Source organism: Xanthomonas sp. NCPPB 901, assembly GCF_056725085.1.
Map to the genome: position 1 here is coordinate 1,662,739 of NZ_CM161511.1, position 25,707 is coordinate 1,688,445.

The window sequence follows — 25,707 nt, forward strand, 5'->3', positions numbered from 1 at the left end:
TATGCCGCTGCGTGCGCACAGAGATCCTGGTGTCACGGCATCGCCATTCACCACGAGTGCGGACGCGGCCGGCATGCGAAGCCAGAGCGATGGGCGGTTCCCTGGGCAGTACCCGGATGTCGGCGCGGGACAGGCTCCCGCGCCGCCCGTTGCCATCTTCGACGATGCCTTGCTGTTGCGCGCGCCACGCCGGAGTGTGCGAGAGCGGGCCACGCCACGCGCCGCCCGCGGCATGGGCCGGGTCGCGGTCTTCGCCGGATTGGGCGCGCTGTGCCTGCTGATCCTCGGCGTCTGGTCCTGGCGCGCGCATCGCCAGCAACCCGTGGCGGCGCCGGAGCCGTTGCGGGTGCAGACCATGACGGTGGCGCCGCATCGGGTGCCGGACATCATCGAGACCTCGGGCACCCTGTTGTCGCCGCAGACCGTGGAGGTGCGCGCGCAGACCGACGGGGTGCTGCAGTCGGTGCTGATCCATGACGGCGAGCAGGTCCACGCCGGGCAACTGCTGTTCACCATCGACCCGCGGCCGCTGCGGGCGGCGCTGGCGCAGGCGCGCGCCACCCTGGCGCGCGACCAGGCACTGGCGGCGGACGCGGCCGACACCGAGGCGCGCTACGGCAAGCTGTCCAGGACCGGCGCGGTCGATCCCAAGACCTACACCACCGCGGCCGACACGCTGCGCTCGCTGCGCGGCACCGTCGCCGCCGACCAGGCCCAGGTCGAACAGACCCAGCTGTCGCTGGCCTACACCCAGGTCCGCGCGCCCATCGACGGCCGCGCCGGCGCCATCGCGGTCAAGCCGGGCAACCTGGTGTCCAGCGGCTCCAGCACGGCGCTGGTGACGCTCAACGTCAGCACGCCGATCGAGGTGCGCTTCGCCCTGGCGCATGTGCAGGTCGACGCCGTGCGCGCCGCGCCGCTGGGGCACCAGGGCCTGGGCCTGCCGGTGCTGGCGCTGGATGCGGTGAGCGGCACGCTGCTCGATCGCGGCGAGGTGGCGTTTCTCGACAACGCCTTCGACACCAGCAGCGGCACGCTGGAGCTGCGCGCACGCTTCGCCAACGCCGGCGCCACGTTGTGGCCGGGGCAGTTCGTCACCGTGCGGGTGATCCTGGCAGAGGACCCGCAGGCGCTGTCGGTGCCCGAGAGTGCCTTGCAGCATGGACAGCAGGGGCCGTACGTGTACTGCGTGGTCGATGGCCACGCCGTGGTGCGGCCGCTCAGCGTGGCGCGGATGATCGACGGGCAGGCGGTGATCGCCAAGGGCCTGCGCGCGGGCGATCGCGTCATCCTCACCGTGCCCAACGAACTGCGCGACGGGACCGCGGTGCGCTCCGGCAACCAGTCCGCCACGCCGAACGCGGCGGCGACCGGACGGCACGCGTGAACCTGTCGGCGTTGTTCATCCGCCGCGCGGTGATGACCTCGGTGCTGATGATCGGGCTGGTGCTGGCCGGCGCCATGGCCTACTTCGCGCTGCCGGTGAGCGAATTGCCCGACGTCAGTTTCCCGACCATCACCGTCAACATGTCGCTGCCCGGCGCCAATCCCGAGACCATGGCCGCGGCGGTGGCCACGCCGCTGGAGCGGCAGTTCAGCGGCCTGCCCGGGCTGGACACGATGAGTTCGACCAGCAGCGTCGGCAGCACGCGCATCGTGTTGCAGTTCGCGTTGAGCCGCAATGTCGATGCCGCCGCGCAGGACGTGCAGAACGCGGTCTCGCAGGCGGCCGGGCTGCTGCCGCGCGAGATCAATCCGGCGCAGATCCAGAAGGAGGATCCCAGCGCCGCGCCGATCATGCACCTGATCCTGCGCTCCAGGACCATCGCGCTGCCGCTGCTCAACCAGTTCGCCAAGGACCGCGTGGCGCTGCGCCTGGCCTCGGTGCCGGGCGCCGGGCAGATCGACGTCAACGGCGCGCAGAAGTATGCGGTGCGCCTGTTCGTCAATCCGCACCTGCTCGCCGCCCGCCACCTGGGCTTCGACCAGGTGGTCTCGGCGGTGCAGGCGGGCAACAGCAACGCGCCGGCCGGCACGCTGATGGGGCGCGCGCGGTCCTACACTGTGCGCGCCGACGGGCAGCTCAAGCGCGCGGCCGATTTCGACGCCATGGTGCTGACCTATGCCGACGGTGCGCCGGTGCGCCTGCGCGACGTCGGCCATGCCGAGGACAGCGTCGAGAACCTGCAGACCGCGGCCTCGCTCAACGGCCAGCGCGCGATCGAGATCAACCTCCACCGCCAGCCGGGCGCCAACACGCTGTCGGTGACCCAGGGCATCCAGGCGGCGCTGCCGGGGATCCGCGCGCAGTTGCCCGGCGACGCCCAGCTCGACGTGCTCTACGACCGCGGCGACTACATCGGCGCCTCGGTCGAGGACGTGGAATGGACCCTGCTCGGCTCGCTGCTGCTGGTGATCGTGGTGATCCTGCTGTTCCTGCGCAGCTGGATGGCGACGCTGATCGTCGCGCTGGTGCTGCCGACCTCGCTGATCGGCACCTTCGCGGTGATGCGCCTGCTGCATTTCAGCCTCGACAACATCTCGATGCTGGCGCTGACCCTGTCGGTCGGCTTCGTGGTCGACGATGCCATCGTGGTCATCGAGAACATCGTCCGCCACGCCGAGCAGGGCGCCAGCCGCATGGACGCGGCCATCGCCGCCTCGCGCGAGATCGGCTTCACCGTGCTGTCGATGACGGTGTCGCTGGCGGCGGTGTTCCTGCCGATCGTGTTCATGGGCGGACTGGTCGGGCGGCTGTTCTCCGAGTTCGGCATGGTGATCGCGATCGCGGTGATCCTGTCCGGCATCGTCTCGCTGACCCTCACCCCGATGCTCGCCAGCCGCTGGCTCGATCCGAAGAAAAGCACGGGCTGGGTGTTCGAGCGCTTCGACCGGTTGGTCGACGCCAGCGAACGCGGCTACGCGCGCTCGCTGGCCTGGGCCACCGAGCGCATCGGCCTGATGTGCGTCATCGGCCTGGCCACCCTGGTCGGCACCGCCGGCGTCTACGCGGTGGTCGAGAAAGGCTTCATCCCGCAGGTCGATTCGGGAAAGATCGACGGCGACACCCGTGTGCCGGAGGGCACCGCCTTCGCCGACTTCGTCGCCAAGCAGGCGGCGGTGGTGAAGATCATCCAGCGCAATCCCAACGTGGCCAACGTCGAATCGGTGATCGGCTCGGACAATTCCCTCAGCAACAGCGGGCGCCTGCTGATCGGGCTCAAGCCGCTGTCCGAGCGCAGCGGCAGCGCCGAGCAGGTGATCCAGGACGTGCGCAAGCAGGTCGCCGCGATCCAGGGCATCACCCTCAACATGCGCAATCCGCCGGCGATCGACATGGGGCCGACGGCCTCGAACGGATCGCTGCAGTACGTGCTGCAGTCCACCGACCAGAAGGCGCTGTACGCCCAGTCCGACACCATCCTGCAACGCCTCCGGCAATTGCGCCAGGTGCAGGATCCGCAGAGCAATCTGCAGCTCAAGAACCCGGAGATCGAGGTGGTGCTACACCGCGAGCAGGCCGCCGCGCTGGGCGTCACCGCCGCCGGCCTGCAGGACACCCTGGCCAGCGCGTACGGCGGCCGCAAGATCAGCACCATCTACGGCGACACGGACCAGTACGAAGTGCTGCTGCAGGTCGACCCCGCGGCGCAGGCCGACCTCAACGGCCTGGATGCGCTGTCGTTCAACGGCAACCAAAACCCGGGCATCACCGCGATCGGCACGCAGACCTCCAACAGCAGTTCCGGCACCAGCGCGGTGCTGACCGCGGCCGGCGGCCCGATGGTGCCGCTGCGCGCGGTGGCCGATGTGCGCATGGGCGTGGGACCGGTGGCGATCAACCACTACGCCGGCCTGCCGGCGGTGACCCTGTCGATGAACCTGGCGCCCGGCGTGTCGCTGGGCGAGGCCGCCGCCGGCATCGGCAACCTGATGGCGCAGACCCTGGGCAAGGGCGATGCGCGCGCCATCAGCGGCCAGTTCGCCGGCTCGGCGCAGGCCTTCGAGAATTCGATGAAGACCTTGCCGATGCTGCTGCTGATCACCGTGCTGCTGATCTATGGCGTGCTGGCGATCCTGTACGAGAACGCGCTGCATCCGATCACCATCCTGACCTCGCTGCCGCTGGCCGGCTTCGGCGCCATCCTCATGCTGGTGCTGTTCCGCCAGGAGCTCAATCTCTTCAGCTTCGTCGGCCTGATCCTGCTGGTCGGGCTGGTCAAGAAGAACGGCATCATGATGGTGGACTACGCGCTGGACCTGGAGCGCTCGGGCGAGGAACGCTGGAAACAGCCGCGCGCGGCGATGCTCGAAGCGGCGACGGTGCGTTTCCGCCCGATCATGATGACCACCCTGGCGGCGGTGCTGGGGTCGTTGCCGATCGCGCTGGGCTTCGGCGCCGGCGCCGAGGCGCGGCGCCCGCTCGGCATCGCGGTGGTCGGCGGCCTGCTGTTCTCGCAGGCGCTGACTCTGTACCTGACCCCGGCCTTCCACATCGCGATGGCCGAGTGGCTGGCGCGCCGCCGCGCGCGTCGCGACGGCGCCACGCCGCCGTCGGCGCCGTCGCTGCCGGAACCGGCCTGATGCGCGCGCTCGCGCTCGGTGCCGTCACCCTGCTGTCGGCGTGCAGCATGACGCCGGCCTACGTGCGTCCCGCCGCACCGATCCCGCCGTCGTGGCCGGTGGGCGATGCCTACCTGGCGCAGCACGAGGCCACGCTGCCGTCGCTGAGCTACCGGCAGGTGTTCGGCGACCCGCGCCTGCAGGCGCTCGTCGCGCAGGCGCTGGACAGCAACCGCGATCTGCGGATTGCGCTCGCCGACATCGCCCAGGCGCGGGCGCAGTACCGGATCCAGCGCGCCGCAATGCTGCCCGAGGTCGGCGCCAGCGCGAGCTATGCGCGCTCCTATCGCGGCAAGGGCGCGGCCCCGGCCAACGACGGAACGCAGGGCGGCAACGCAGCGGCCGCGCCGGCGGCGGGCTATGCGAGCAACTACGACCTGGGGCTGGGCGTCACCGCCTTCGAACTCGATCTGTTCGGTCGGATCCGCGCGCTGACCGCGGCCGCGCAGCAGCGCTACCTGGAACAGGAGGCGGCGGCGCGGGCCACGCGGCTGACCCTGGTCGGCGACATCGCCACGGCCTGGCTGACCTATGCCAGCGACCGCAGCCTGCTGACGCTCGCGCAGGACACCGTGCGCAGCGCCGGCGCCAGCGTGGCGCTGACCGCGCAGCGGGTGGACGGCGGCATCGTGCCGCACGCGGCGCTGGATCAGGCCAACCAGGTGCTGCACGCCGCGCAGTCCGACCTGGCCGCGCAGACCACGGCGGTGGCGCAGGACGTCAATGCCTTGCAGTTGCTGGTGGGCGCTCCGGTCGATCCGGCGTTGTTGCCGGCCTCGCTCGAGGAGGCCGCGGCGCGCATCGGCGATCCGCCGGCCGGCCTGGACACGAGCGTCCTGCTGCGCCGGCCCGACGTGGTGCAGGCCGAGTACGAACTGCGCGCGGTCAATGCCGAGATCGGCGCCGCCCGCGCCGCGTTGTTTCCGCGTATCAGTCTGAGCGGCCTGTTGGGGCTGACCAGCACGGCGCTGTCGGACCTGTTCGCCCACGACGCATTCAGCGGCTCGGTGGGCGCCGGCGCCGCCTACACCGTGTTCGATGGCGGCGCGGCGCGTGCCAACGTGCGCTACACCGAGGCGCAGCGCGATGCCGCCGTGGCCGGTTACGAGAAGACCGTGCAGACCGCTTTCGGCGAAGTGGCCGATGCGCTGGCCCGGCGCGGCACCATCGACGCGCAGCTGCGCGCGCAGCGCGCGCTCCTCGCCGATGCCGCCAACACCTACGATGCCAGCGCGCAGCGCTATCGCATCGGCGTGGAAAGCGCGCTGTCCAACCTGGATGCGCAGCGCAGCTATTACGCGGCGCAGCGCAGCCTGGTCGCGGTCGAACTGACCGCGGCGACCAACCGGGTCACGCTGTACCGCACGCTGGGGGGAGATGCGTCGCTGGAGCGCGCCCAGCCCTGAGTGCGCGGGGCGCTGGTTGGCGGCACGCTGCAGCCGGGCGCGCTGCATGGCGTGCCGCCGGTGGTGCGCTTACTTCAGGTGTTCGCGCAGTCCGTCGCCGGCCTGCTGGATGGCGGTCCGCACCGCGGGCACGTCGCGCAGGGCATTGAGCAGGCCGAAGTCATGGATCAGCCCGTTGTAGCGGGTCACGGTGACCGTCACCCCGGCCTGGTCCAGCGTGCGGCCGAAGGCTTCGCCTTCGTCGCGCAGCACGTCCAGTTCGGCGGTCTGGATCAGCGTCGGCGGCAGGCCGGCCAGCTGCGCCGGGGTGGCACGCAGCGGCGAGGCGGTGATCTCGGCGCGGGCCTTGGGATCGGTGGTGTAGTTGTCCCAGAACCAGGTCATCATGTTGCGGGTGAGGAAGTAGCCGCTCTGGAAGCGCTGGTACGAGCCATCGTCGAAGCTGGCATCGGTCACCGGCCACAGCATCAGGTCGTAGCGCAGCGCTGGCGTCCCGGCCGCCTTGGCCTGCAGCGCCACGGCCGCGACCATGTTGCCGCCGACGCTGTTGCCGGCCAGCGCCAGGCGCTGGCCGTCCACGCCGATCTGCGCGCCATGCTCGGCGACCCAGCGGGTGGCGGCATAGGCCTGGTGGATGGCGACCGGATACTGTGCTTCCGGCGACGGCGTGTAGTCCACATAGACGGCCACCGCGCCGGAAGCGTTGACCAGGTCGCGGATCAGGCGTTCGTGGGTCGGGAAGTCGCCCAGCACCCAGCCGCCGCCGTGGAAGAACATGAAGGCCGGCAACACCTGGCCGGCGCTGTGCGGTGGCCGCACGATCACCAGGTTCAGCGGCTTGCCGTCGGCCTGGATGGTGGTGCGGCTGACTTCGGCCGGCGGCAGCGGCGTATTGGCCTGGGCATCGCGCAGCACCTGCCGCGCCTGCGCCGGCGTGAGCTGCTCGATCGGCTTGCCGCCGCTGCCGTTGAGCGCATCGAGGAACGTCGCGACCGGGCGCAACGGTGCCGGCTGATCGGCCGGCGTCGCGGCCGTGGCAGTGCCGATCGCGCCAGCCAGCAGTGAGGTGGCGAGCAAGGGGAGCAGGGTCTTCATGGCGGTTTCCTGGGGCATGCCGGGCGGGGTGCCGGCGACAGGGGTGACTTTGCGCGCCAAGGCGATACGATGGGTGGCGAATCGTCCACGAAACTTTACCCGGAGTCCTGAGTGACCGACCGCCTTGCCGCCTTGTTGACCCACTTCTCGGTCAGTGCCGAGGTCTTCCACGCCGGCACGCTGTGCGGCCTGCACCGGCTCGATGACGGCGACCGTGGCCAGTTGCATCTGCTGCGCGAGGGCAGCGTGGTCGTCCACAACGGCGACGGACACGTGCTGCGGATCGACCGGCCGAGCCTGCTGCTGTACCCGCAGGCCATGCCGCACCGCTTCGAGACCGATGCGCAACGCGGCGCGGATTTCGCCTGCGCGCATTTGCGCTTCAGCGGTGGCGCGGCCAATCCGCTGGTGCGCGCCTTGCCGGCCTGCATCTGCCTGCCGCTGGACGCACTGCGCCAGGGTGAGACGCTGCTGCACCTGCTGTTCGAAGAAGCGTTTGCCCAGCATTGCGGGCGCCAGGCGGTGTTGAACCGGCTGTTCGAGGTGGTGCTGGTGCACGTGATCCGCGAACTGATGGAACAGGGGCTCGCCGACGGCGGCATGCTCGCCGGCATGGCCGATGCGCGGCTGCGGCTGGCGTTGACCGGCATCCATGACGCCCCGGCGCAGCCGTGGACGCTGGAGAGCCTGGCCGCCCGTGCCGGCATGTCGCGCAGTGCGTTCGCGCGCAGTTTTCGCGAGACCCTCGGCTGCACCCCGGGCCAATACCTGCAGGACTGGCGCATTGCCCTGGTGCAGCGCGGCCTGCGCGAAGGACGGCCGCTGAAGCAGCTTGCCGACGAGGTGGGTTACGGCAGCGAGGCCGCAGTGTCGCGCGTGTTCAAGGCGCAGGTCGGGCAGACCCCGCGCGCGTGGCGGCAGGCACGCTGAGTGCGGATGCGGGCGTGTGCAGGCGCGCCAGCCGACCGGCGCGCGCGGGTGACTGCCGCGTAAGCGCTGTACCGGCTCAGCCGGCGGCCAGCACCGCCAGCACCTCGGCCTCGTCCACGTCGGGGACGATCTCGGCGTGGCCGATGCCGCGCCACAGCACCAGCCGCAGGCGTCCGGCCAGGTTCTTCTTGTCCAGGCGCATGCGCGCCAGCAGCGCTTCCGGCGCCAGTCCGGCCGGCAGCGCGGTCGGCAGGCCGAAATCCTGCAGCAGCGCGCGCAGTTGCGCCGTGTCCTGCGCGCTGGCCATGCCCAGCCGGGCCGACAGCGCGGCGGCCAGCACCATGCCCACCGCCACCGCTTCGCCATGGTTGAGGTTGGCGTTGTCCGGGGCGCCGTAGCCCTGCTCGGTCTCGATGGCGTGGCCGAAGGTGTGGCCGAGGTTGAGCAGGGCGCGCTCGCCCTTCTCCAGCGGATCGCGGGCGACGATCTCGGCCTTGTGTTCGCAGCTGCGCGCGATCGCCTGCGCCAGCGCGGCCGGCTCGCCGGCCAGCAGCGCGTGGCGCTCGGCGTGCAGCCAGGCGAAGAACAGCGGGTCGCGGATCGCGCCGTACTTGATCACCTCGGCCAGGCCGGCGCGCAGTTCGCGCGGCGGCAGGCTGCGCAGTACGGCGGTGTCGGCAAGCACCGCGCGCGGCGGATGGAACGCGCCGACCAGGTTCTTGCCCTGCGGGATGTCCACCGCGGTCTTGCCGCCGACCGAGGAGTCGACCATCGCCAGCAGCGTGGTCGGCAGTTGCACGCAGTCCACCCCGCGCATCCAGCAGGCGGCGGCGAAGCCGGCCAGGTCGCCGACCACGCCGCCGCCCAGCGCCAGCACGCAGGCGTCGCGGGTGGCGCCCAGGGCGGCCAGCGCGGCGATCGCCGCGGCGAAGTTGTCCAGGGTCTTGGAGGCTTCGCCGGCGGGGATCACGAACTCGCCGACCTGCAGGTCCGGACGTGCCGCCAGCAGCGCCGCGCGGACCTGCGCGGCGTACAGCGGCGCAACTTGGCTGTCGCTGAGCAGCAGGACGTGGCGGCCGCGCACCTGCGCGGCGAGGGCGGCGCCGTCGTCGAGCAGGCCGGGGCCGATGCGGATGGTGTAGGCCGGGTCGCCAGCGACCTCGACCGTGCGCGATGCGGCATTCATGCAGTGGGTTCCGGAAGTTTCCACGACGCGGCCAGGCGCACGACCAGCTGCGCGGTGGCCTCGGCCGGGGTGAGGTGGTCGGTGTCCAAGATCAGGTCGGCGACCTCGCGGTACAGCGGTTCGCGCACCGCGTGCAGGTCGCGCAGCACCCGCTCGCGGTCGCCGCGCTGCAGCAGCGGCCGGCTGCGGTCGCGGTGCAGCCGCTGCAGTTGCGCGGCCACGCCGACCCGCAGATACACCACGAAGCCATGTTCGCGCATCTCGCGGCGGCTGTCGGCATTGAGCACGGCGCCGCCGCCGGTGGAGATCAGGTGGCCGGGTGTGCTCAGGAGGCTTTCCAGCACCGCGCGCTCGTGCTCGCGGAAGCCGGCTTCGCCGGCATGCTCGAACAGCGAGGCGATGCTGGCGCCGGTGCGCTCGACGATGCTCTGGTCGCTGTCGACGAAGACCAGGCCGAAGCGCTCGGCCAGGCGGCGGCCGATGACGCTCTTGCCGGCGCCCATCGGGCCGACCAGCACCAGGTTGGGGGCGGGATTCATCCGCCGATGCTAGCAGAGACCGATACCGCCTCGCGCGCCGATGCGTGCGTCGCGCGGGGCATGGCGCGACAATGGCGCATCGTCCGCCGAGTGCCTGCCGCCATGCCCGATCTGTACGCCGAAGCCCTGTCCACGTTCGCCGACCTGTTCGCCGAGGCGCGCAGCAGCGACGAGGCCGAATACAACGCCATGGTCGTGTCCTCGGCCACCCTGGAGGCGCGCCCGTCGTCGCGGGTGGTGCTGTTGAAGGCCTACGACCCGCGCGGCTTCGTGTTCTACACCCACCTGGACAGCCAGAAGGGCCGCGAGCTGCAGGCCAATCCGCAGGCCTCGCTGCTGTTCCTGTGGCGGCGCATGCGCGAGGACGGGGTGCAGGTGCGCATCGACGGCGAGGTGCAACTGGTCGCTGCGGCCGAGGCCGACGCCTATTTCGCCTCGCGGCCGCGCATGAGCCAGATCGGCGCCTGGGCCTCGGCGCAGTCGCGCACGCTGGCCTCGCGCGAGGAGTTCGAGGACCGCGTGGCCAAGGCCGAGGCCACCTTCGAGGGCCGCGAGGTGCCGCGCCCGGACGGCTGGGGCGGGTTCCGCGTGGTGCCGCGCAGCTTCGAGTTCTGGTACGGCGCCAAGTACCGCCTGCACGAGCGCTGGCGCTACGAGGCCGACGCCGCCGGGCACTGGAGCAAGCGGATGCTGTTCCCGTGAGCGGCGCCGGCCCGGCCTGCCCGGATGCGGCGGCCGCGGCGCGTGCGTGCGTGGGCCAGGCGCGTTGAGCATGGGCCCGCAGCGCATCGTCTGCCTGACCGAGGAGCCGACCGAGACGCTGTATGCGCTCGGTGAGCAGCAGCGCATCGTCGGCATCAGCGGCTTCACCATGCGCCCGCCGCAGGCGCGCCGCGACAAGCCCAAGGTCAGCGCCTTCACCAGCGCCAAGATCGACGAGATCCTGAAGCTGCAGCCGGACCTGGCGATCGGCTTCTCCGACATCCAGGCCGACATCGCCGCCGAGCTGGTGCGGCATGGCGTGGAGGTGTGGATCGCCAACCATCGCAGCGTCGCCGGCATCCTCGATTACATCCGCCGGCTCGGTGCGCTGGTCGGCGCCGGGCCGCGCGCGGCGGCCTACGCCGACGAATTGCAACATGGCCTCGACGCCATCGCCGCGCAGGCCGCGCGCTTGCCGCGGCGGCCGCGGGTCTACCTGGAGGAATGGGACGAGCCGATCATCACCGGCATCCGCTGGGTGGCCGAACTGGTGGGCATCGCCGGCGGCGACGACGTGTTCCCGGAACTGTCGGTGCAGCCGCTGGCCAAGGCGCGGATCCTCGCCGACGGCGATGAAGTGGTGCGGCGTGCGCCGGACATCATCCTCGGCTCCTGGTGCGGCAAGCGCTTCCGTCCCGAACGCGTCGCCGCGCGGCCGGGCTGGTCGGCGATTCCGGCGGTGCGCGACGGGCAACTGTTCGAGATCAAGTCGCCGTTGATCCTGCAGCCGGGGCCGGCCGCGCTCACCGATGGCGTGCGCGCCATCGCCGCCATCATCCAGGCCTGGGCCAGGGGCCTGGACGCGCGCTAGGGCGCGCCCGCCCAGGCCGGAGTCCGGAGTCCGCGACGCGCGTCCATGGCCGCGTCGTCGCTCGGCCACGGACGGATGGCCGTTTGCGCGATCCTCGGCCACGCGCGCGCCAGACCACGACGCGGCAGGCATGGGCTGCGGGGCCGCTAGCCAGGCGGCGGCTGGGTACGGCCGGCGACGGCCAGGCCGAGCAAGGCCATGAGCGCGGCGACGGCGAAGGTCGACAGGTAGGCCGCCGCCGCCGAATACGCCAGCAGCGCGGCGAACAGCGAGCCGCCGACCGCCAGCGTGGTGGCCACCGCGATCGCCTCGCTCAACTGCAGCGCCGAACTGTTGCGTCCCTGCCGCGCCGATGGCGACAGGGTCAGGGTCAGCACCGCCAGGGTCGGGTAGATCAGGCCCATGCCCAGGCCGGTGGCGGTCCAGCCGCCGATCGCCAGCGCCGCCGGCACCGCCGGCAGCAGCGCCAGGGTGGTCGCCGCGATGCCCAGCGCCATCAGCGTGCAACCCAGGCGCAGCCGCAGCAGGCGGCTGGCGTCGCGGCCGTAGTGGCCCTGGTACCAGGAGCCGGCGAACCAGCCCAGCGCACCGGCGCTCAGCGCCACGCCCGCCCACACCGGCGACAGCCCGCGTTCGCGCGACAGCAGCAGCGGCAGGAACGCTTCGCAGCCGAAGAACGCCGATCCGGCGATGCCGCGCAGCGCGATCACGCTGGGCAGGCCGCGCGCGGCGCGCAAGGTGCCGGCCGGCAGCAGCCGCCAGGTGCACAGCAGCAGGAGCGCCAACGCCGCCGGCAGCAGCACCGCCGCCCACAGCCCGCGCTGCTGGCCGCCCAGGTACAGCAGGCAGACGCCGGCCGCCGCGCCCAGCGACCACAGTTGCGCCGCGCCGCTGGCGCCATCCGCGCGCGCGGCGGGCGGCAGGCGCCGCAATGCCGGCCACAGCAGCGCCGCCGCCGGCAGTGCCAGCAGCGGCACCGCCAGGAACACCCAGCGCCAGCCGACGTGTTCGACGATCAGCCCGCTGATGCTGGGGCCGACCAGCGACGGCAGCACCCAGCCGGCGGAGAACGCCGCGAACATGCGCGGACGGATCGCCTGCGGATACAGCCGCGCGACCAGCACGTACAGCACCACCGAGATCGTCCCGGCACCCAGGCCTTGCACCAGCCGGCCGGCCAGTAGCAGCGCCATCGACGGCGCGAAGCCGGCCAGCAGCAGGCCGCAGACGAAGCAGGCCAGGCCGGCCCACAGCGGCGCCGCCGGCCCGTGCAGGTCGCTCCAGCGCCCGGCCACGGTCATGCCGATCACGCTGGTGGCCAGGGTGCCGCCGAACGCCAGCGCGTACAGCCGCAGGCCGTCCAGTTCGCCCGCCACGGTCGGCATCGCCGCGGCCACCGCCAGCGCCTCGAAGGCGATCAGCGACACCAGCGCGACCATGCCGATGGTGGTGGCGCGATAAGCCGGCGCCAGCACGGAGCCGGCAGCGGCAGGAGCAGGCGGGGCATCGGCGGTGGTGGCGTGGTCTTGCATCGGGATCCCTTGAGCAGCGGATGGACAGCGGCTGGCGTGGCTTGCACGGGCGCGTGCAGGCCGTGCAGCATGCAACCTCAACCGGACTCGAGGTCAAGCGATGCAGGAGGAACTGAGCGTGGGGCAGGTCGCGGCGCGCAGCGGCGTGGCCGTGTCGGCGCTGCACTTCTACGAGAACAAGGGCCTGATCCGCAGCGTGCGCACCGCCGGCAACCAGCGCCGCTACACCCGCGACGTGCTGCGCCGGCTGGCGGTGATCCGCGTGGCGCAACGCGTCGGCGTGCCGCTGGACAGCGTCAAGGCTGCCTTCGCGCAGTTGCCCGATGCGCGCACGCCGACCCGCGCCGAGTGGGCGCGGATGTCGGCGGCCTGGCGCGAGGAACTGGACGCGCGGATCGTGCAACTGACCCGGCTGCGTCACCAGCTCACCGACTGCATCGGCTGCGGCTGCCTGTCGCTGCGCCGTTGCCGGCTGAGCAACCCGGCCGACACCCTGGCCGCGCACGGCGACGGCCCGCAGCGCTGGGCGGAGGACTGAGCGGCGCGTCGGCGCGCGGCAACCGCGTGTGATGTCGGTGCGGCCGCCGGCCAGGCCCACGGAAGCCGCTCCTACGGCACGCGACGGCGCTGCCATGTGCGAACCAGACGGTGTGGGAGGGACTTCAGTCCCGACGCGGTACCGGTGGACTTCGCGGCATTGCCGCTTGTGTGCACGATGATGCGAGGGCGATCGCCTTGAGCGCGGCGCGAGTGCGGTCGCGCATGCCGAGCTTGTCGAGGATGATGGAGACCTAGTTCTTCACCGTGCTCTTCGGTAGCGACACGCGAAGAGCAAAGAGGCCTGACACTGTATGCAGTCGGGACTGAAGTCCCTCCCACAATGTGCACCTGTGATCGTGATGCTCGGTATGCGTGTGTCGGTTTTTCTGTAGGAGCGGCTTCAGCCGCGACCGGGCGCGGCGGCGCTGCCATGTGCGAACCAGAGGGTGTGGGAGGGACTTGAGTCCCGACGCGATGCCGGTGGATGTCATGGCGCTCGCGCTTGCGCGCGCTCAGATGATGCGCAGGGGGGCGTCTTCACTGCGGCGCGGGTACCGAGCTTGTTGAGAATGGTGGAGGCGAGATTATTCACTGTGCCCTTCAGTCACGACTCGGTCGCGACGAACGAAGAGCAAAGGCGCCGGACACTGCATGCAGTCGGGACTGAAGTCCCTCCCACAACACGCACGTGTGATCACCTTGATCGGTATGCGTGTGGCGGTCTGTATGTAGGAGCGGCTTCAGCCGCGACCGGGCGCGATGGCGCTGCCATGTGCGAACCAGAGGGTGTGGGAGGGACTTCAGTCCCGACGCGATGCCGGTGGATGTCACGGCGCTCGCGCTTGCGCGCGCTCAGATGATCCGCAGGGGATCGTCTTCACTGCGGCGCGGGTACCGAGCTTGTTGAGAATGGTGGAGGCGAGTTATTCACCGTGCCCTTCAGTCAAGACTCGGTCGCGACGAGCGAAGAGCAAAGGCGCCGGACACTGCATGCAGTCGGGACTGAAGTCCCTCCCACAACGCGCACGTGTGATCACCTTGATCGGTGTGCGTGCGGCGGTTTGTCTGTAGGAGTCAACTGTCATGCCCCAGCGATAACCGGAGGAGCGTACGGTGCCTGATCGCGCGCGATGGCATTGAGCCAGCGCAGGAACTTGTGCATGCAGGCGACGATGGCGACCTTGGCCGGCTTGCCGGCCGCGCGCAAGCGCGCGTAGGTGTTGGCCAAGGGGGATTTGGCGCGGATGCTGGCCCAGGTGGCCATGTACAGCACGCCTCGCACGTCGGCACGGCCGCCTTTGATGCGACGTTGGCCTTTCCAGCAGCCGCTGTCGTGATTGAACGGGGCCAGCCCGACCAGGGCGGCGAGCTTGCGTGGCGGCAGCGTGCCCAGCTCTGGCAACCGCGCGGCCAGCACTGCGCGCAGGATCGTGCCGAGCCCAGGTACCTTGGGCAAGCTCGAGCAGGTCTTGCCCTGCTGCTCGATCTCCTGCGTCAATGTCTGGATCTGCTGGTTCAGCAGGGCGATCACCTCTCGGCAGCGGTGTTGCACCTTGGCGCTGGTGATGTGTTCCAGGCGCCGCCGATGGGCATCGCGCTGGCCCACCAGGGTGGCACGCAGGTCCAACAGTTCGCGAAGAGACTGCTGGTGCTCGGGCACCACGGTCGTGGGCGTGGTCGGGATGTGCTGGGCGGCGATGGCCAGCAGGCGCGCGTCCAGGGCGTCGGTCTTGGCCTGCAGGCCCAAGGCTTGGGCTAGCTTGCGCGGACGATCGGCGGCCATCCGCACTGCCGGCAGGGCCGCCTCTCGGAGCACCCGCAGCACGGCATGTTCGTAGCCGCCACTGGCTTCCAGCAAGATCCGCTCGCAGCCCAGCTCCACCAGGCGTTGGGCCAGCACACGCTGCCCCTGTGGCGTATTGGGTTGGGTCCAGGCCTGCTCGTCCGGCAGGACATGAATGACCAGTTCGGCCTTGGATACATCGATCCCGACATAGCGCCGCATAGACGTTCTCCGCAGTAGACTCAGGAACGAGAGCACTCCTGCCGATGCCCATGCTTGTGGAGTTCGAGCTCGCGACTCGGGCAACTGTTCGGGCTGATGAGGCAGGAGATACGGGGTGCGGCGGCGCTGACTCCTACTCGTGCTTGCTGGCACTGCGGCTAAACGGCCTGCCGCACTCCGCTCTCACTTACAACGATAGACTCTCATTTGACACAAGCGGCTTCAGCCGCGACCGGGGCTTTCCCGGTAGCGCCCGGTCGCGGCTGAAGCCACTCCTACAGGACGACGGCGCGCACCGCACGCTGCAGGCGCTAGAAATTGCGGGTGAAGCGCACCGTGCCGGCCCCGTCGGCGCTGCGCACCTGCACCACGAAACGCAATTGGTCGTGGGCGCTGCTGCGGACCGTGCCGACGTAGTCGGTGTAGGCGTCGGTGCGAACCGCGCGCAGCGTCACCGGCTGGCGCTGGCCGCTGAGGTCGGTCGCCACCGCTTCCACCGTGCCCACTGCCGGCGTTTCCTCGCCGTCGTGCAGGGTGCGCAGCGCGATCATCACCAGCGCGGTGTCGGCCTCGCGGGCGATGCCGTAGCGGCGCGCGGCGTCCTCGCTCATCGCCAGCGTGGGCAGGGCGTTGTAGTGCACGCGCAGCGCGCCGAAATCGGCCTGCGCCGGCGTGGCGGCGAGCAGCGTCGCCGGGCGTGGGGTGTCCTGGTCCGCGCAGGCGGCCAGGGCCAGGCACAGCAGTGCAGCGGGCAGGACACGCATCGGCGGTCTCCGGCTCAGGGTGGCGAACACAACGTCGCGCGCAGCCGCCAGGTGGGCCCGAACGGCGCGCAGGAACCGCAGTGTACAAGTGGTCCGTGAGCAGGCCGAGCACCGTCCGCGTCCGCTCGGCGACCGCGCAGTCGCATTGTCAGCCGCGCTTAGTCGTCGTTGGCGGCGGACAGGGCCCGGCCGCGCGCGGCCGCCGCGGCGATCGCAGCCGCGGTCAGCGCCTCGAAGCCGCCGTGCTGGAAAGTCTCGATCGCGGCCTGGGTGGTGCCGTTGGGCGAGGTCACCCGGCGGCGCAGTTCGCTCGGCGCCTCGCCGGACTCGGTGAGCATGCGCGCCGCGCCGAGCAGGGTCTGCAGGGTCAGGGTGCGCGCCGTGGCGGCGGGCAGGCCCTGGGCGATGCCCGCCGCTTCCATCGCCTCGGCGAGCAGGAAGACGTAGGCGGGACCGCTGCCGGACACCGCGGTGACCGCGTCGATCAGCGCCTCGTCCTCGACCCACACGGTGACCCCGGCGGCGGCCAGCACGCGTTCGGCGTGGGCGCGCCGGCCGGCATCGACGCCGGCGCTGGCGAACAGGCCGGTGACGCCGGCGCCGAGCAGGGCAGGGGTGTTCGGCATCGCGCGGACCAGGGCATGGCCGCCGCCGAGCCAGCGGTCCAGTTGCGCGGTGGTGATGCCGGCGGCGATGGACACCAGCAGCGGCCGCTGCGCCTGTGCCAACGCGGCCAGGTCGGTGCAGACCCCGCGCAGCACCTGCGGCTTGACCGCGAACATCCACAGCGCCGCGCGGTCGGCGGCCTCGGCCGCGCTGGCGACCGCCTGCACCGCGTACTCGGCGGCCAGCGCCTCGCGCAGCGCCGCCACCGGCTCGGCCACGCGGATGCGGCGCGGATCGGCACCCTGCCGGACCAGGCCGGCGATCAGGCTGCGCGCCATGTTGCCGCCGCCGATGAAGGCGAGGTCGGCGGCGTGGGAATCGGGGGAAGCGGAAGCCATGGCGCAACACCGTCGCGAAGAGGGAGCGTCATGGTAGCGGCTGCGCCGCGCCGCAGTGCGGCGGTGCGGCGCAACCGGATCGTGCCAGGCGGGAACGCGCCGGCCGCTGTGTGCGGACCGGCGCGGCGAACTCAGTTGGACTCGGTGAAGGTGATCGACGGCGTACTGCCGCCGGCCACCGAGCAACTGCCCAGGTTGAGGTTGTTGGTCTCGCCGGTGCTGCCGGCATTGGCCGCGCAGGTCGGGGCGGCGGTGGAGCCGTTGGTGGCGGCGACCTTCACCGTGATCGACGAGCCGGAGTTGAAGTTGGCGCTGGAACCGCCGGCGTTGCCGACCACGTTGAACTCGGCGTCCTTCCACACCGTGGCCAGTTTGACCACGCTGTCCCTGGCGCTGACGCTGTAGGCGGTGCCGTTGTTGGTGAAGGTGATGGTGTCGTTGCCGTTGGCGGTGGCCGAACCGGTCAGCTTGAGGTTGGCCAGTTGCGTGGCCGGCACGTCCGGCGCGCTGACCGCGTTGCTGTTGCGGTAGCAGTCCGAGCCGCCGCCGCTCATCCAGCCGCTCGGGCAGCTGCTGCCATAGCCGATCAGCCAGTACTGCATGAACACCGCGGCCTGGCCCTGGGTCTCGTAGTCGGTGGCGTAGACGAACTGCTGCCACACGGTGCAGCCGGAGCGGCCGCCGCAGACGCTGGTGGTGGCGTTGTAATTGGAGTTGATCTGCAGCGAGTACTCGTTCGGGCCGAGGATGCCGCCGCCGCCGAAGGACGCCACGCCGACGCCTTTCTCCGAGGTCACCCCGGTCACCTGGGGGAAGCTGCCCACGACCTTGCTGATCAGGCTGCTCGACCGCAGCGCGTAGTCGTAACCGTTGCCGGTGGTTTCGGTGGCGCCGAACAGGATCTTGTGCGGGATCGGGTGCACCCGGCGGGTCAGGGTCTTGCAGACGTCCGTTTGCCACTGCGTATCGGGGAAGCTGGCATGGAAGCAGCCTTCCGTCGGCGTCGGCTGATGCGCCATGGTCTCGCGCCAGGCGGTGCGCGCCTGGACTTCCGCGGGCGACATCATCGCTTCTTCGTTGTTCCAGGCCGGCGTCGCCGTCGGCGCGGCCATTGCCGCGGGGACGTGCAGCAGACCGATGCAGCAGGAGGCGAACAGCAATCGGGTGGATGCTTGCATCTGTGACCTCGTTGGAGCCGAGCACATTCGGCGATGGACCTGCGGATGAGCCGCGGTCGTCGCAATGGAAGCCGAAGCGCGCACATCTGAAACGTGACTGAATTAACGATTTTTAACCGTGTCGCATGGTTCAGCGAGCAGTGTCGGAGCGAACCTTTCATTCATCCCGAAACCCTATTTTTTTCAAAGGGATGGGCTACGACAGAATTCCGATGTTGGTGAACCGTTTTTGAAGCGTTCGTAGACAAGTCACCACCCTGTCACCGGTGTTGCGGTAATGCGGCGCGACAGCAGTGGATCCAGCCAGGAACGCGCCGATCCAGGAGCCTGCTCATCCAGGAGCACGCGGCGCGCGCGCGCCGAACAGCGCGGTGCCCACCCGCACCATGGTGGCGCCGGCGGCGATGGCGTCGGCGAAGTCGCCGCTCATGCCCATCGACAGGGTGTCGGCCTGCGGATGCGCGGCGCGCAGCCGCTCGAACAGCGCACGCATGCGCGCGAACGCGTCGCGGCGGCGCTCGGCCTCGGGCCAGGGCGCGGGAATGGCCATCAGCCCGCGCAGGGCCAGCGCCGGGTGCGCGGCGATGGCGTCGGCCAGCGCGTCGATCGCCTCGGGTGTGCAGCCATGCTTGCTGGCCTCATCGTCGATATTGACCTGGATCAACACGTTCAGCGGCGCCTGCGCGCCCGCGCGGCCCTTGGCCAGGGCGGCGACCAGTTTGGGCCGGTCCACGGTCTGCACCCAGTCGAACAGCGTCGCCGCCAGTTCGGCCTTGTTCGATTGCAGGTGGCCGATCAGATGCCATTCCAGTCCGGCATCGGCCAGCGCGGCGATCTTGGCGGCCGCTTCCTGCACGTAGTTCTCGCCGAAAGCGCGTTGCCCCTGTGCGGCCAGCGCCGCCACGGCCTCAGCCGGCTGGGTCTTGGACACCGCCAGCAACTGCGCGCGCGGCCGCCCTGCGGCGTCGGCGGCGCGGTCCATGTCCAGGCGAATCTGTTGCAGCGCTGAGAGGGTCACGGGCGGCGTTCCGGCAAAGGGAAGGGCGCTATACTGCCGGCCGGGGAATCATCCTTCCAGTCGCAGCCCAAGGGGAAAAGCAGCGTATGGATATCGCTGAACTATTGGCGTTCTCGGTCAAGAACAAGGCGTCCGACCTGCATTTGTCCGCGGGCCTGCCGCCGATGATCCGGGTCGATGGCGACGTCCGCCGCATCAACATCCCGGCGCTGGACCACAAGCAGGTGCATGCGCTTGTCTACGACATCATGTCGGACAAGCAGCGCCGCGACTACGAGGAATTCCTCGAGGTCGACTTCTCCTTCGAGATTCCCAGCCTGGCGCGCTTCCGCGTCAACGCGTTCAACCAGAACCGCGGCGCCGGCGCGGTGTTCCGCACCATTCCCTCGGAAGTGCTGACCCTGGAGGACCTGGGCTGCCCGCCGATCTTCCGCCAGCTGATCGACCAGCCGCAGGGCCTGATCCTGGTCACCGGGCCGACCGGCTCGGGCAAGTCGACCACGCTGGCCGGCATGATCGACTACATCAACAAGAACGAATACGGCCACATCCTCACCGTCGAGGATCCGATCGAATTCGTGCACACCTCGCAGAAGTGCCTGATCAACCAGCGCGAGGTGCACCGCGACACCCACGGCTTCAACGAGGCGCTGCGTTCGGCGCTGCGCGAAGACCCGGACATCATCCTGGTCGGCGAGTTGCGCGACCTGGAGACGATCCGCCTGGCGCTGACCGCGGCGGAGACCGGCCACCTGGTGTTCGGCACCCTGCACACCAGCTCGGCGGCCAAGACCATCGACCGCATCATCGACGTGTTCCCCGCCGGCGAGAAGCCGATGGTGCGCTCGATGCTGTCCGAGTCGCTGCGCGCGGTGATCTCGCAGGCATTGCTGAAGAAGGTCGGTGGCGGCCGCACCGCGGCCTGGGAGATCATGGTCGGCACCCCTGCGATCCGCAACCTGATCCGCGAGGACAAGGTCGCGCAGATGTACTCGGCGATCCAGACCGGCCAGCAGTACGGCATGCAGACCCTGGACCAGCACCTGCAGGACCTGGTCAAGCGCAGCCTGATCACCCGCAACCAGGCCCGCGAGTACGCTAAGGACAAGCGGTTGTTCGAGTGAGGCCGGGAATCGGGAGTAGGGAATCGGGAATGGGAACAGCAACCGCACTCTCCTTTCCGCTTCCGGATGCCCGCTGCTGCGATTCCCGATTCTCCATTCCCGATTCTCAGCTCCGAAGGAGCCGGCCATGAGCACCATCGACTTCACCTCCTTCCTGAAACTGATGGCGCACCAGAAGGCGTCGGACCTGTTCATCACCTCGGGCATGCCGCCGGCGATGAAGGTGCACGGCAAGATCACGCCGATCACGCAGACGCCGCTGACCCCGCAGCAGAGCCGCGACCTGGTGCTGAACGTGATGACGCCGTCGCAGCGCGAGGAGTTCGAGAAGACCCACGAGTGCAACTTCGCCATCGGCGTGGCCGGGGTCGGGCGCTTCCGCGTCAGTTGCTTCTACCAGCGCAACCAGGTCGGCATGGTGCTGCGCCGGATCGAGACGCGCATTCCCAGCGTGGACGAGCTGAACCTGCCGCCGGTGATCAAGACCCTGGCGATGACCAAGCGCGGCATCATCATCTTCGTCGGCGCCACCGGCACCGGCAAGTCGACCTCGCTGGCGGCGATGATCGGCTACCGCAACCAGAACTCCACCGGCCACATCATCACCATCGAGGACCCGATCGAGTTCGTGCACAAGCACGAGGGCTGCATCATCACCCAGCGCGAGGTCGGCATCGACACCGACAGCTGGGAGAACGCGCTGAAGAACACCCTGCGCCAGGCGCCGGACGTGATCATGATCGGCGAGGTGCGCACCCGCGAAGGCATGGACCACGCCATCTCCTTCGCCGAGACCGGCCACCTGGTGCTGTGCACCCTGCACGCCAACAACGCCAACCAGGCGATGGACCGCGTCATCAACTTCTTCCCCGAAGACCGCCGCAGCCAGTTGCTGATGGACCTGTCGCTGAACCTGCGCGGGGTGGTCGCGCAGCAGCTGATCCCGACCCCGGACGGCAAGGGCCGCCGCGTGGCCATGGAGATCATGCTCGGCACCCCGCTGGTGCAGGACTACATCCGCGAAGGCGAGATCCACAAGCTCAAGGACGTGATGAAGGAGTCCACCAATCTGGGCATGAAGACCTTCGATCAGAGCCTGTTCGAGCTGTACCAGGCCGGCGAGATCAGCTACGAGGACGCGCTGCGCCACGCCGATTCGCAGAACGAGGTGCGCCTGCGCATCAAGCTGGCCCAGGGCGGCGACGCGCGCACCCTGGCGCAGGGCCTGGACGGGGTCGAGATCGCCGAAGTGCGCTGAGCCGGCCCGGCAGGCGAACGCGGGCCGGGCGCAGGCGCGACGACGCGGACGCAGGGTCGCAGCGGTTGTTTCCGGTTCGTCCACAGGGGGTATTCTCAGTCAACTGTCCGCCGGCGTTCATCGCGGACTGTGCAGCCGAAGAGAGGAGAGCCGCCATGAACGACGTGCCTGAGGTGCTTTGGTCGATACAGCCGCATGCCGGCTACTACATCAACTCGGTGGCGGTGTCCGACGATGGCAATGTCATCGTCGCCGGCACCTTCTATCACCATTACGGCGACGCCTCGCAGGTTCCCGGGCTGGACGCGGTGCCGGTGGCGCAACGCAAGATCTTCGAACGCGTCGCGCCTGCGGCCACCCGCACCGACGTGTGCGACGACGAGGAAGGGCACTACGGCACCTACGCCTGGGATCGGACCGGCAAGCGGCTGCTGACGAAGGAATTCGACGGCTGGCAGGGCGTGTACTGGGTCGATGTGGCGGCCGATGGCGGCACCGTGGCCAGCTGTGGCTGGAAGAGCCAGGGTCCGGACACGGGCTTCATCGGCGCCTGGGCGGTGCCGGGCGGCGAGGAGCTGCTGTCCTTCTCGCTGCCTTCCGCCCGCGGCAACATGGTCGCGCTGGATGCGCACGGGCGGACCTTGCTGGCCGGCGCCGACCAGGGCTATCTGTTCTGCCGCGACGGCGACGCGGCCTTCGGCGCCGAGCCCGCTCGCATCGCGCTGAGCACTGGCGGCGACAGCAACGGCGACACCGTCGTCGCCACCGGCATCGCCGACGACGGCGCCACCGGACTGGTGGCCAGCTATCTGGGCGAGATCATCCTGTTCTCGATCGCATCGGGACAACCGGTGGTGCTGACGCGCTGGCGGTCGCCCAAGAACGTCCACCTCCACATCGCGGTCCTGTCCGGCGATGGGCGCCGCGCCTATGCCGGCGGCAGCAACGGCACGCTGTACGCCTTCGACGTGGCCACGTTTCCGGACACGCGCGCACCGGTCTGGACCGCGACGATCCCCGAGGGGGCGACGACCCTCTACGGGCTGGCCTGCGATCGTTCCGGCGACACGGTCGCGGTCGCCGGCAACCTGCCGCACGCCAAGTCCGGGCAAGGCGGCGTCGTCGCCGTGTTCGCCGACACCGGCGCCGAGCCGCGGCTGCAGTGGACGTCCTACAGCGCGCATTCGCCCAACTTCCTGGCATTCGATCCCGGCGGACGCTGGTTGGGGGTGGCCGATGGGTATCCCGACGGGGCGCCTGGCGGTTTCACCGTCTGGAGCGCCAGCGACAGCACGCCGCGCTGGACCTGGGCCGCGGGCAACATGAGCTGGGCGATCGGTTTCTGCGGCGATGCGTCGGTGGTGGTGGGCGGCAGCGACGACAGTTCGGTCACGGCCTTCGCCGGCCCCGGTTCGGCCCTCGCCCGGGGGCGCACGGAGGCGGATGGATGACAGGCGGGGACGTCGCGGCGCCGTCCCTTCCACCCGCGGCGCCGCGCCGTTCCGGCGCGCTGCTGCTGCTGTCGGCGGTGCTGGTGGCGCTGTGGCTGGCGGTCTTCGAGTTGGCGCGGGTCCTGGACTATCAGCCGCATGCGAGCCTGTGGTTCCCGCCGGTGGCGGTGACGCTGGCCACGTTCATGGTGCTGGGCCGGCGCGGCGCGCCGGCGATCGCCGTCGCCTGCGTGCTGGCCACGCTGCTCAGCTTCTATCGCACGACGTCCTCCCCTGCGATCCCCGGCCGTGCGGTCATGGCGTACGCGCTGCTGTTCACCGCGCAGCAGTTCTGCATCTGGGGCGGCCTGGCCTGGCTGCTGCGCCGCGTCGGCCAGAGCGGCGCCGCGACCAGTCTGCCGCGCGTGGTCACCTACTTCATCCTCGGTGGCGGCGTGGCCGCGCTGCTGTCGTCCTGCCTGGGCGGCGCGGGGCTGGCCGTCACCGGTGCCATCGACCTGTCGACCCTGCTCTCGCAGTTGATCCCATGGGCGATCGGCGACTACGCCGGCCTGCTGGCGCTCGGCCCGCTGGCGATCGTCGCGGTGCTGCGTCTGGCCGAGTCGCTGCGGATCGCGCCGCAGCCCGGCATCCCCCGCATCTCGGGGATGATCGCGCCGGCCGGGAGCGTCTCGGGCTATCTGGCCAAGCTCGCGCTGCTGCTCGGCGTCACCCTGGCGGTGATGTGGCTGGCGGCCGCGTTGCCGCGGCAGCCGGCGGTGGTCTTCGCGCTGTTCGTGGTGGTGGTGATCCAGTTGTGGATCGTGCACACCCACGGGATGTTGCAGGCGTTGTCGGCGATCGCCGCCTTCAGCCTGCTGATCGCGGTGGCCACGCCGCTGCTGCGGCTCGAGGCGCAGGCGCTGGCGCTGCAGTTCGCCATGATCAGCCTGGCGGCGAACAGCTATTTCGGACTGGCCGTCCCTGGGCTCTACGCCGACAACACGCGGCTGCGCCAAGCGCTGGTGCGCGATCCCGTCACCGGGGCGCTGTCGCGGACCGGGTTCCTGGAGCAGGTGCTCAACCATCTGCAATCGGCCGCGCAGGACCCGAGTCCGCTGGCGGTGGTCGTTGCCGACATGGACAACCTCAAGGCGATCAACGACCAGTTCGGACACGCCGCCGGCGATGCGGCCTTGCGCGCCTTCGTCAAGCGCTGCCGGAGCCGCCTGCGGCCGGGCCAGTTGCTGGGGCGCCGGGGCGGCGACGAGTTCGCGCTGTACCTGCCGCTGACCACGCCGGAGAGGGCGCATGCGCTGATCGACGCGCTGCGGGTGGCGCTTGCCAGGCCCGGCGAGGACGACGGCTTCGCGACCGCGCTGTCGGCCAGCTTCGGCCTGGCCGTGTGCAACCGACGCGATCTGGACGTGGAGGATCTGGAGGAACTGCTCGAACGCGCCGATGCGGAGATGTACGCGGACAAGCGCCAGCACCGCACCTCGGCCGCGCGCTGATCGCGGTTGCAGGCGCTGTACTGGGGGCGATCCGCTGCGAGTCCTCAAAGTTTCATGTGCAACTACATCCTGAACTGGTGTCTAATACCGTCCCCCACGTCGTGCCCCTCCCGTGAGCCTTCCCGATTCCGATCTGCGTCCGGACCTGGACCCGTTGCCCGACGACGGCGCCGTCGTCACGGCCGGACCGCTGACCCCGCCGCCGGATTCGGCCGGCACCGCGCAGGATGCACGCGCGCTGCGGCACAGCGTGGCCGAGGACGTGCAGGGCATGCTGCTGGCGACCCTGGTGGCCTCGCTGGGCCTGGCGGTGTTCGCCCATGGCGGGCTGATGATCGGCGGCATGGCCGGCGTGGCCTTCCTGCTGCACTACGCACTGGGCTGGAATTTCGGGTTGATGTTCGTGCTGGTCAACCTGCCGTTCTACTGGCTCGCGGTGCGGCGCATGGGCTGGGAGTTCACCCTCAAGACCTTCGTCGCGGTCGCCGCCTGCGGCCTGTTGACCGATCTGCTGCCGCGCTGGGCGCGCTGGGCGACGATGACGCCGCTGTTCTCGGCGCTGGTCGGCGGCGCGCTGGTCGGGCTGGGCATCCTGTTCTTCATCCGCCATCGCGCAAGCCTGGGCGGCGTCGGTATCCTCGCGGTGTATCTGCAGCGCAGCCGCGGCTGGAGCGCGGGCAAGGTGCAGATGGGCTTCGACGCGGCGCTGATGGCGGTGGCGTTCTGGCTGCTGGCGCCACAGCAGGTGCTGTACTCGGCGATCGGCGCGGTGGTGCTGAGCCTGGTGCTGATGTTCAACCACCGCGCCGGACGTTACATGGGCGTGTGAGTTCCGCCGCCGCCGATCGCCGTGGCGATCGGCACGGTGCGCGTCGCGCCACGCGGGTCCTGCGTGCGGACGCGTGGACGACCCGCGCTGCGCCTGCGCAGGCAGGGCGTGCATGCCCCGCAGGGCAGCGCTGCGTGTTGCGCCATGTGGCACCGCAAC

General features: G+C 70.4%; 21 protein-coding genes and 1 other RNA gene. 12 read left to right on the forward strand and 10 right to left on the reverse strand.

Annotated elements, in window-relative coordinates; all coding sequences use genetic code 11:
• The first annotated feature begins 232 nt into the window (after window positions 1-232).
• The 3 genes from AC1PME_RS06750 to AC1PME_RS06760 are packed head-to-tail and all read left to right on the forward strand — an operon-like array spanning window position 233 to window position 6,029.
• Complete coding sequence (locus tag AC1PME_RS06750; RefSeq protein WP_481097689.1) at window positions 233-1,387, forward strand: efflux RND transporter periplasmic adaptor subunit; 1,155 nt, start codon at window positions 233-235, stop codon at window positions 1,385-1,387.
• On the forward strand, window positions 1,384-4,584 hold the full coding sequence (locus AC1PME_RS06755; RefSeq protein ID WP_481097690.1) for an efflux RND transporter permease subunit: 3,201 nt from the start codon (window positions 1,384-1,386) through the stop codon (window positions 4,582-4,584). The genes AC1PME_RS06750 and AC1PME_RS06755 overlap by 4 nt, the downstream gene beginning before the upstream one ends.
• On the forward strand, window positions 4,584-6,029 hold the full coding sequence (locus tag AC1PME_RS06760; RefSeq protein WP_481097691.1) for an efflux transporter outer membrane subunit: 1,446 nt from the start codon (window positions 4,584-4,586) through the stop codon (window positions 6,027-6,029). Before AC1PME_RS06755 ends, AC1PME_RS06760 begins: the two co-directional genes overlap by 1 nt.
• 69 nt (window positions 6,030-6,098) lie before the next feature.
• Here the strand turns inward: AC1PME_RS06760 and AC1PME_RS06765 are convergent, their stop codons facing one another.
• Window positions 6,099-7,124: an alpha/beta hydrolase gene (locus AC1PME_RS06765; RefSeq protein WP_481097692.1), complete on the reverse strand. Its 1,026-nt coding sequence runs from the start codon at window positions 7,122-7,124 to the stop codon at window positions 6,099-6,101.
• A gap of 111 nt (window positions 7,125-7,235) precedes the next feature.
• On the opposite strand from AC1PME_RS06765, the gene AC1PME_RS06770 reads away from it, so the two are divergent.
• Complete coding sequence (locus tag AC1PME_RS06770; RefSeq protein ID WP_307549426.1) at window positions 7,236-8,054, forward strand: AraC family transcriptional regulator; 819 nt, start codon at window positions 7,236-7,238, stop codon at window positions 8,052-8,054.
• Window positions 8,055-8,130: 76 nt separating this feature from the next.
• On the opposite strand, the gene aroB is transcribed toward AC1PME_RS06770, so the two are convergent.
• Window positions 8,131-9,240, reverse strand: a complete 1,110-nt coding sequence (gene aroB / locus AC1PME_RS06775) for a 3-dehydroquinate synthase (protein WP_254460874.1) — start codon at window positions 9,238-9,240, stop codon at window positions 8,131-8,133.
• Complete coding sequence (locus tag AC1PME_RS06780; RefSeq protein ID WP_254460875.1) at window positions 9,237-9,779, reverse strand: shikimate kinase; 543 nt, start codon at window positions 9,777-9,779, stop codon at window positions 9,237-9,239. Before AC1PME_RS06780 ends, aroB begins: the two co-directional genes overlap by 4 nt.
• Window positions 9,780-9,881: 102 nt before the next feature.
• Here AC1PME_RS06780 and pdxH point away from each other — a divergent pair, with 102 nt between their 5' ends.
• Together pdxH and AC1PME_RS06790 are read left to right on the forward strand one after the other, a co-directional pair.
• Complete coding sequence (gene pdxH, locus AC1PME_RS06785; RefSeq protein ID WP_254460876.1) at window positions 9,882-10,481, forward strand: pyridoxamine 5'-phosphate oxidase; 600 nt, start codon at window positions 9,882-9,884, stop codon at window positions 10,479-10,481.
• A 70-nt stretch (window positions 10,482-10,551) separates the two neighbouring features.
• Window positions 10,552-11,352, forward strand: coding sequence for a cobalamin-binding protein (locus AC1PME_RS06790; RefSeq protein ID WP_481097693.1), 801 nt, complete (start codon window positions 10,552-10,554; stop codon window positions 11,350-11,352).
• Between the two features lie 146 nt (window positions 11,353-11,498).
• Here AC1PME_RS06790 and AC1PME_RS06795 read toward each other — a convergent pair whose 3' ends face one another.
• The gene (locus AC1PME_RS06795) at window positions 11,499-12,884 is read right to left on the reverse strand and encodes an MFS transporter (RefSeq protein ID WP_481097694.1); all 1,386 of its coding nucleotides are present in this window, start codon (window positions 12,882-12,884) and stop codon (window positions 11,499-11,501) included.
• A gap of 100 nt (window positions 12,885-12,984) precedes the next feature.
• On the opposite strand from AC1PME_RS06795, the gene soxR reads away from it, so the two are divergent.
• Window positions 12,985-13,422, forward strand: a complete 438-nt coding sequence (gene soxR, locus AC1PME_RS06800; protein WP_254460879.1) for a redox-sensitive transcriptional activator SoxR — start codon at window positions 12,985-12,987, stop codon at window positions 13,420-13,422.
• A gap of 1,083 nt (window positions 13,423-14,505) precedes the next feature.
• Here soxR and AC1PME_RS06805 read toward each other — a convergent pair.
• The 6 genes from AC1PME_RS06805 to AC1PME_RS06830 form a co-directional block, all read right to left on the reverse strand.
• Complete coding sequence (locus AC1PME_RS06805; protein WP_254460678.1) at window positions 14,506-15,429, reverse strand: IS110 family transposase; 924 nt, start codon at window positions 15,427-15,429, stop codon at window positions 14,506-14,508.
• Between the two features lie 311 nt (window positions 15,430-15,740).
• Complete coding sequence (locus tag AC1PME_RS06810) at window positions 15,741-16,193, reverse strand: DUF4426 domain-containing protein (protein WP_481097695.1); 453 nt, start codon at window positions 16,191-16,193, stop codon at window positions 15,741-15,743.
• A gap of 21 nt (window positions 16,194-16,214) precedes the next feature.
• Window positions 16,215-16,290, reverse strand: a non-coding RNA gene (locus AC1PME_RS06815) — sX9 sRNA.
• Window positions 16,291-16,351: 61 nt separating this feature from the next.
• On the reverse strand, window positions 16,352-17,197 hold the full coding sequence (gene proC, locus AC1PME_RS06820; RefSeq protein ID WP_481097696.1) for a pyrroline-5-carboxylate reductase: 846 nt from the start codon (window positions 17,195-17,197) through the stop codon (window positions 16,352-16,354).
• A gap of 131 nt (window positions 17,198-17,328) precedes the next feature.
• On the reverse strand, window positions 17,329-18,357 hold the full coding sequence (locus tag AC1PME_RS06825; RefSeq protein WP_481098083.1) for a hypothetical protein: 1,029 nt from the start codon (window positions 18,355-18,357) through the stop codon (window positions 17,329-17,331).
• A 349-nt stretch (window positions 18,358-18,706) separates the two neighbouring features.
• The gene (locus AC1PME_RS06830; protein WP_254461369.1) at window positions 18,707-19,357 is read right to left on the reverse strand and encodes a YggS family pyridoxal phosphate-dependent enzyme; all 651 of its coding nucleotides are present in this window, start codon (window positions 19,355-19,357) and stop codon (window positions 18,707-18,709) included.
• A 122-nt stretch (window positions 19,358-19,479) separates the two neighbouring features.
• Here AC1PME_RS06830 and AC1PME_RS06835 point away from each other — a divergent pair, with 122 nt between their 5' ends.
• From AC1PME_RS06835 to AC1PME_RS06855, 5 genes are all read left to right on the forward strand, one after another.
• Window positions 19,480-20,517 carry a type IV pilus twitching motility protein PilT gene (locus AC1PME_RS06835; protein WP_254460883.1) on the forward strand — a complete coding sequence of 346 codons (1,038 nt, stop codon included), beginning with the start codon at window positions 19,480-19,482 and terminating at the stop codon, window positions 20,515-20,517.
• Between the two features lie 127 nt (window positions 20,518-20,644).
• On the forward strand, window positions 20,645-21,775 hold the full coding sequence (locus tag AC1PME_RS06840) for a PilT/PilU family type 4a pilus ATPase (protein WP_481097697.1): 1,131 nt from the start codon (window positions 20,645-20,647) through the stop codon (window positions 21,773-21,775).
• A gap of 155 nt (window positions 21,776-21,930) precedes the next feature.
• Complete coding sequence (locus AC1PME_RS06845) at window positions 21,931-23,226, forward strand: WD40 repeat domain-containing protein (RefSeq protein WP_481097698.1); 1,296 nt, start codon at window positions 21,931-21,933, stop codon at window positions 23,224-23,226.
• Window positions 23,223-24,719: a GGDEF domain-containing protein gene (locus AC1PME_RS06850; RefSeq protein ID WP_481097699.1), complete on the forward strand. Its 1,497-nt coding sequence runs from the start codon at window positions 23,223-23,225 to the stop codon at window positions 24,717-24,719. Before AC1PME_RS06845 ends, AC1PME_RS06850 begins: the two co-directional genes overlap by 4 nt.
• 154 nt (window positions 24,720-24,873) lie before the next feature.
• Window positions 24,874-25,548 (forward strand): YitT family protein, encoded by a 675-nt coding sequence (locus tag AC1PME_RS06855; protein ID WP_429002527.1) that lies wholly within the window; start codon window positions 24,874-24,876, stop codon window positions 25,546-25,548.
• Window positions 25,549-25,707 lie beyond the last annotated feature (159 nt).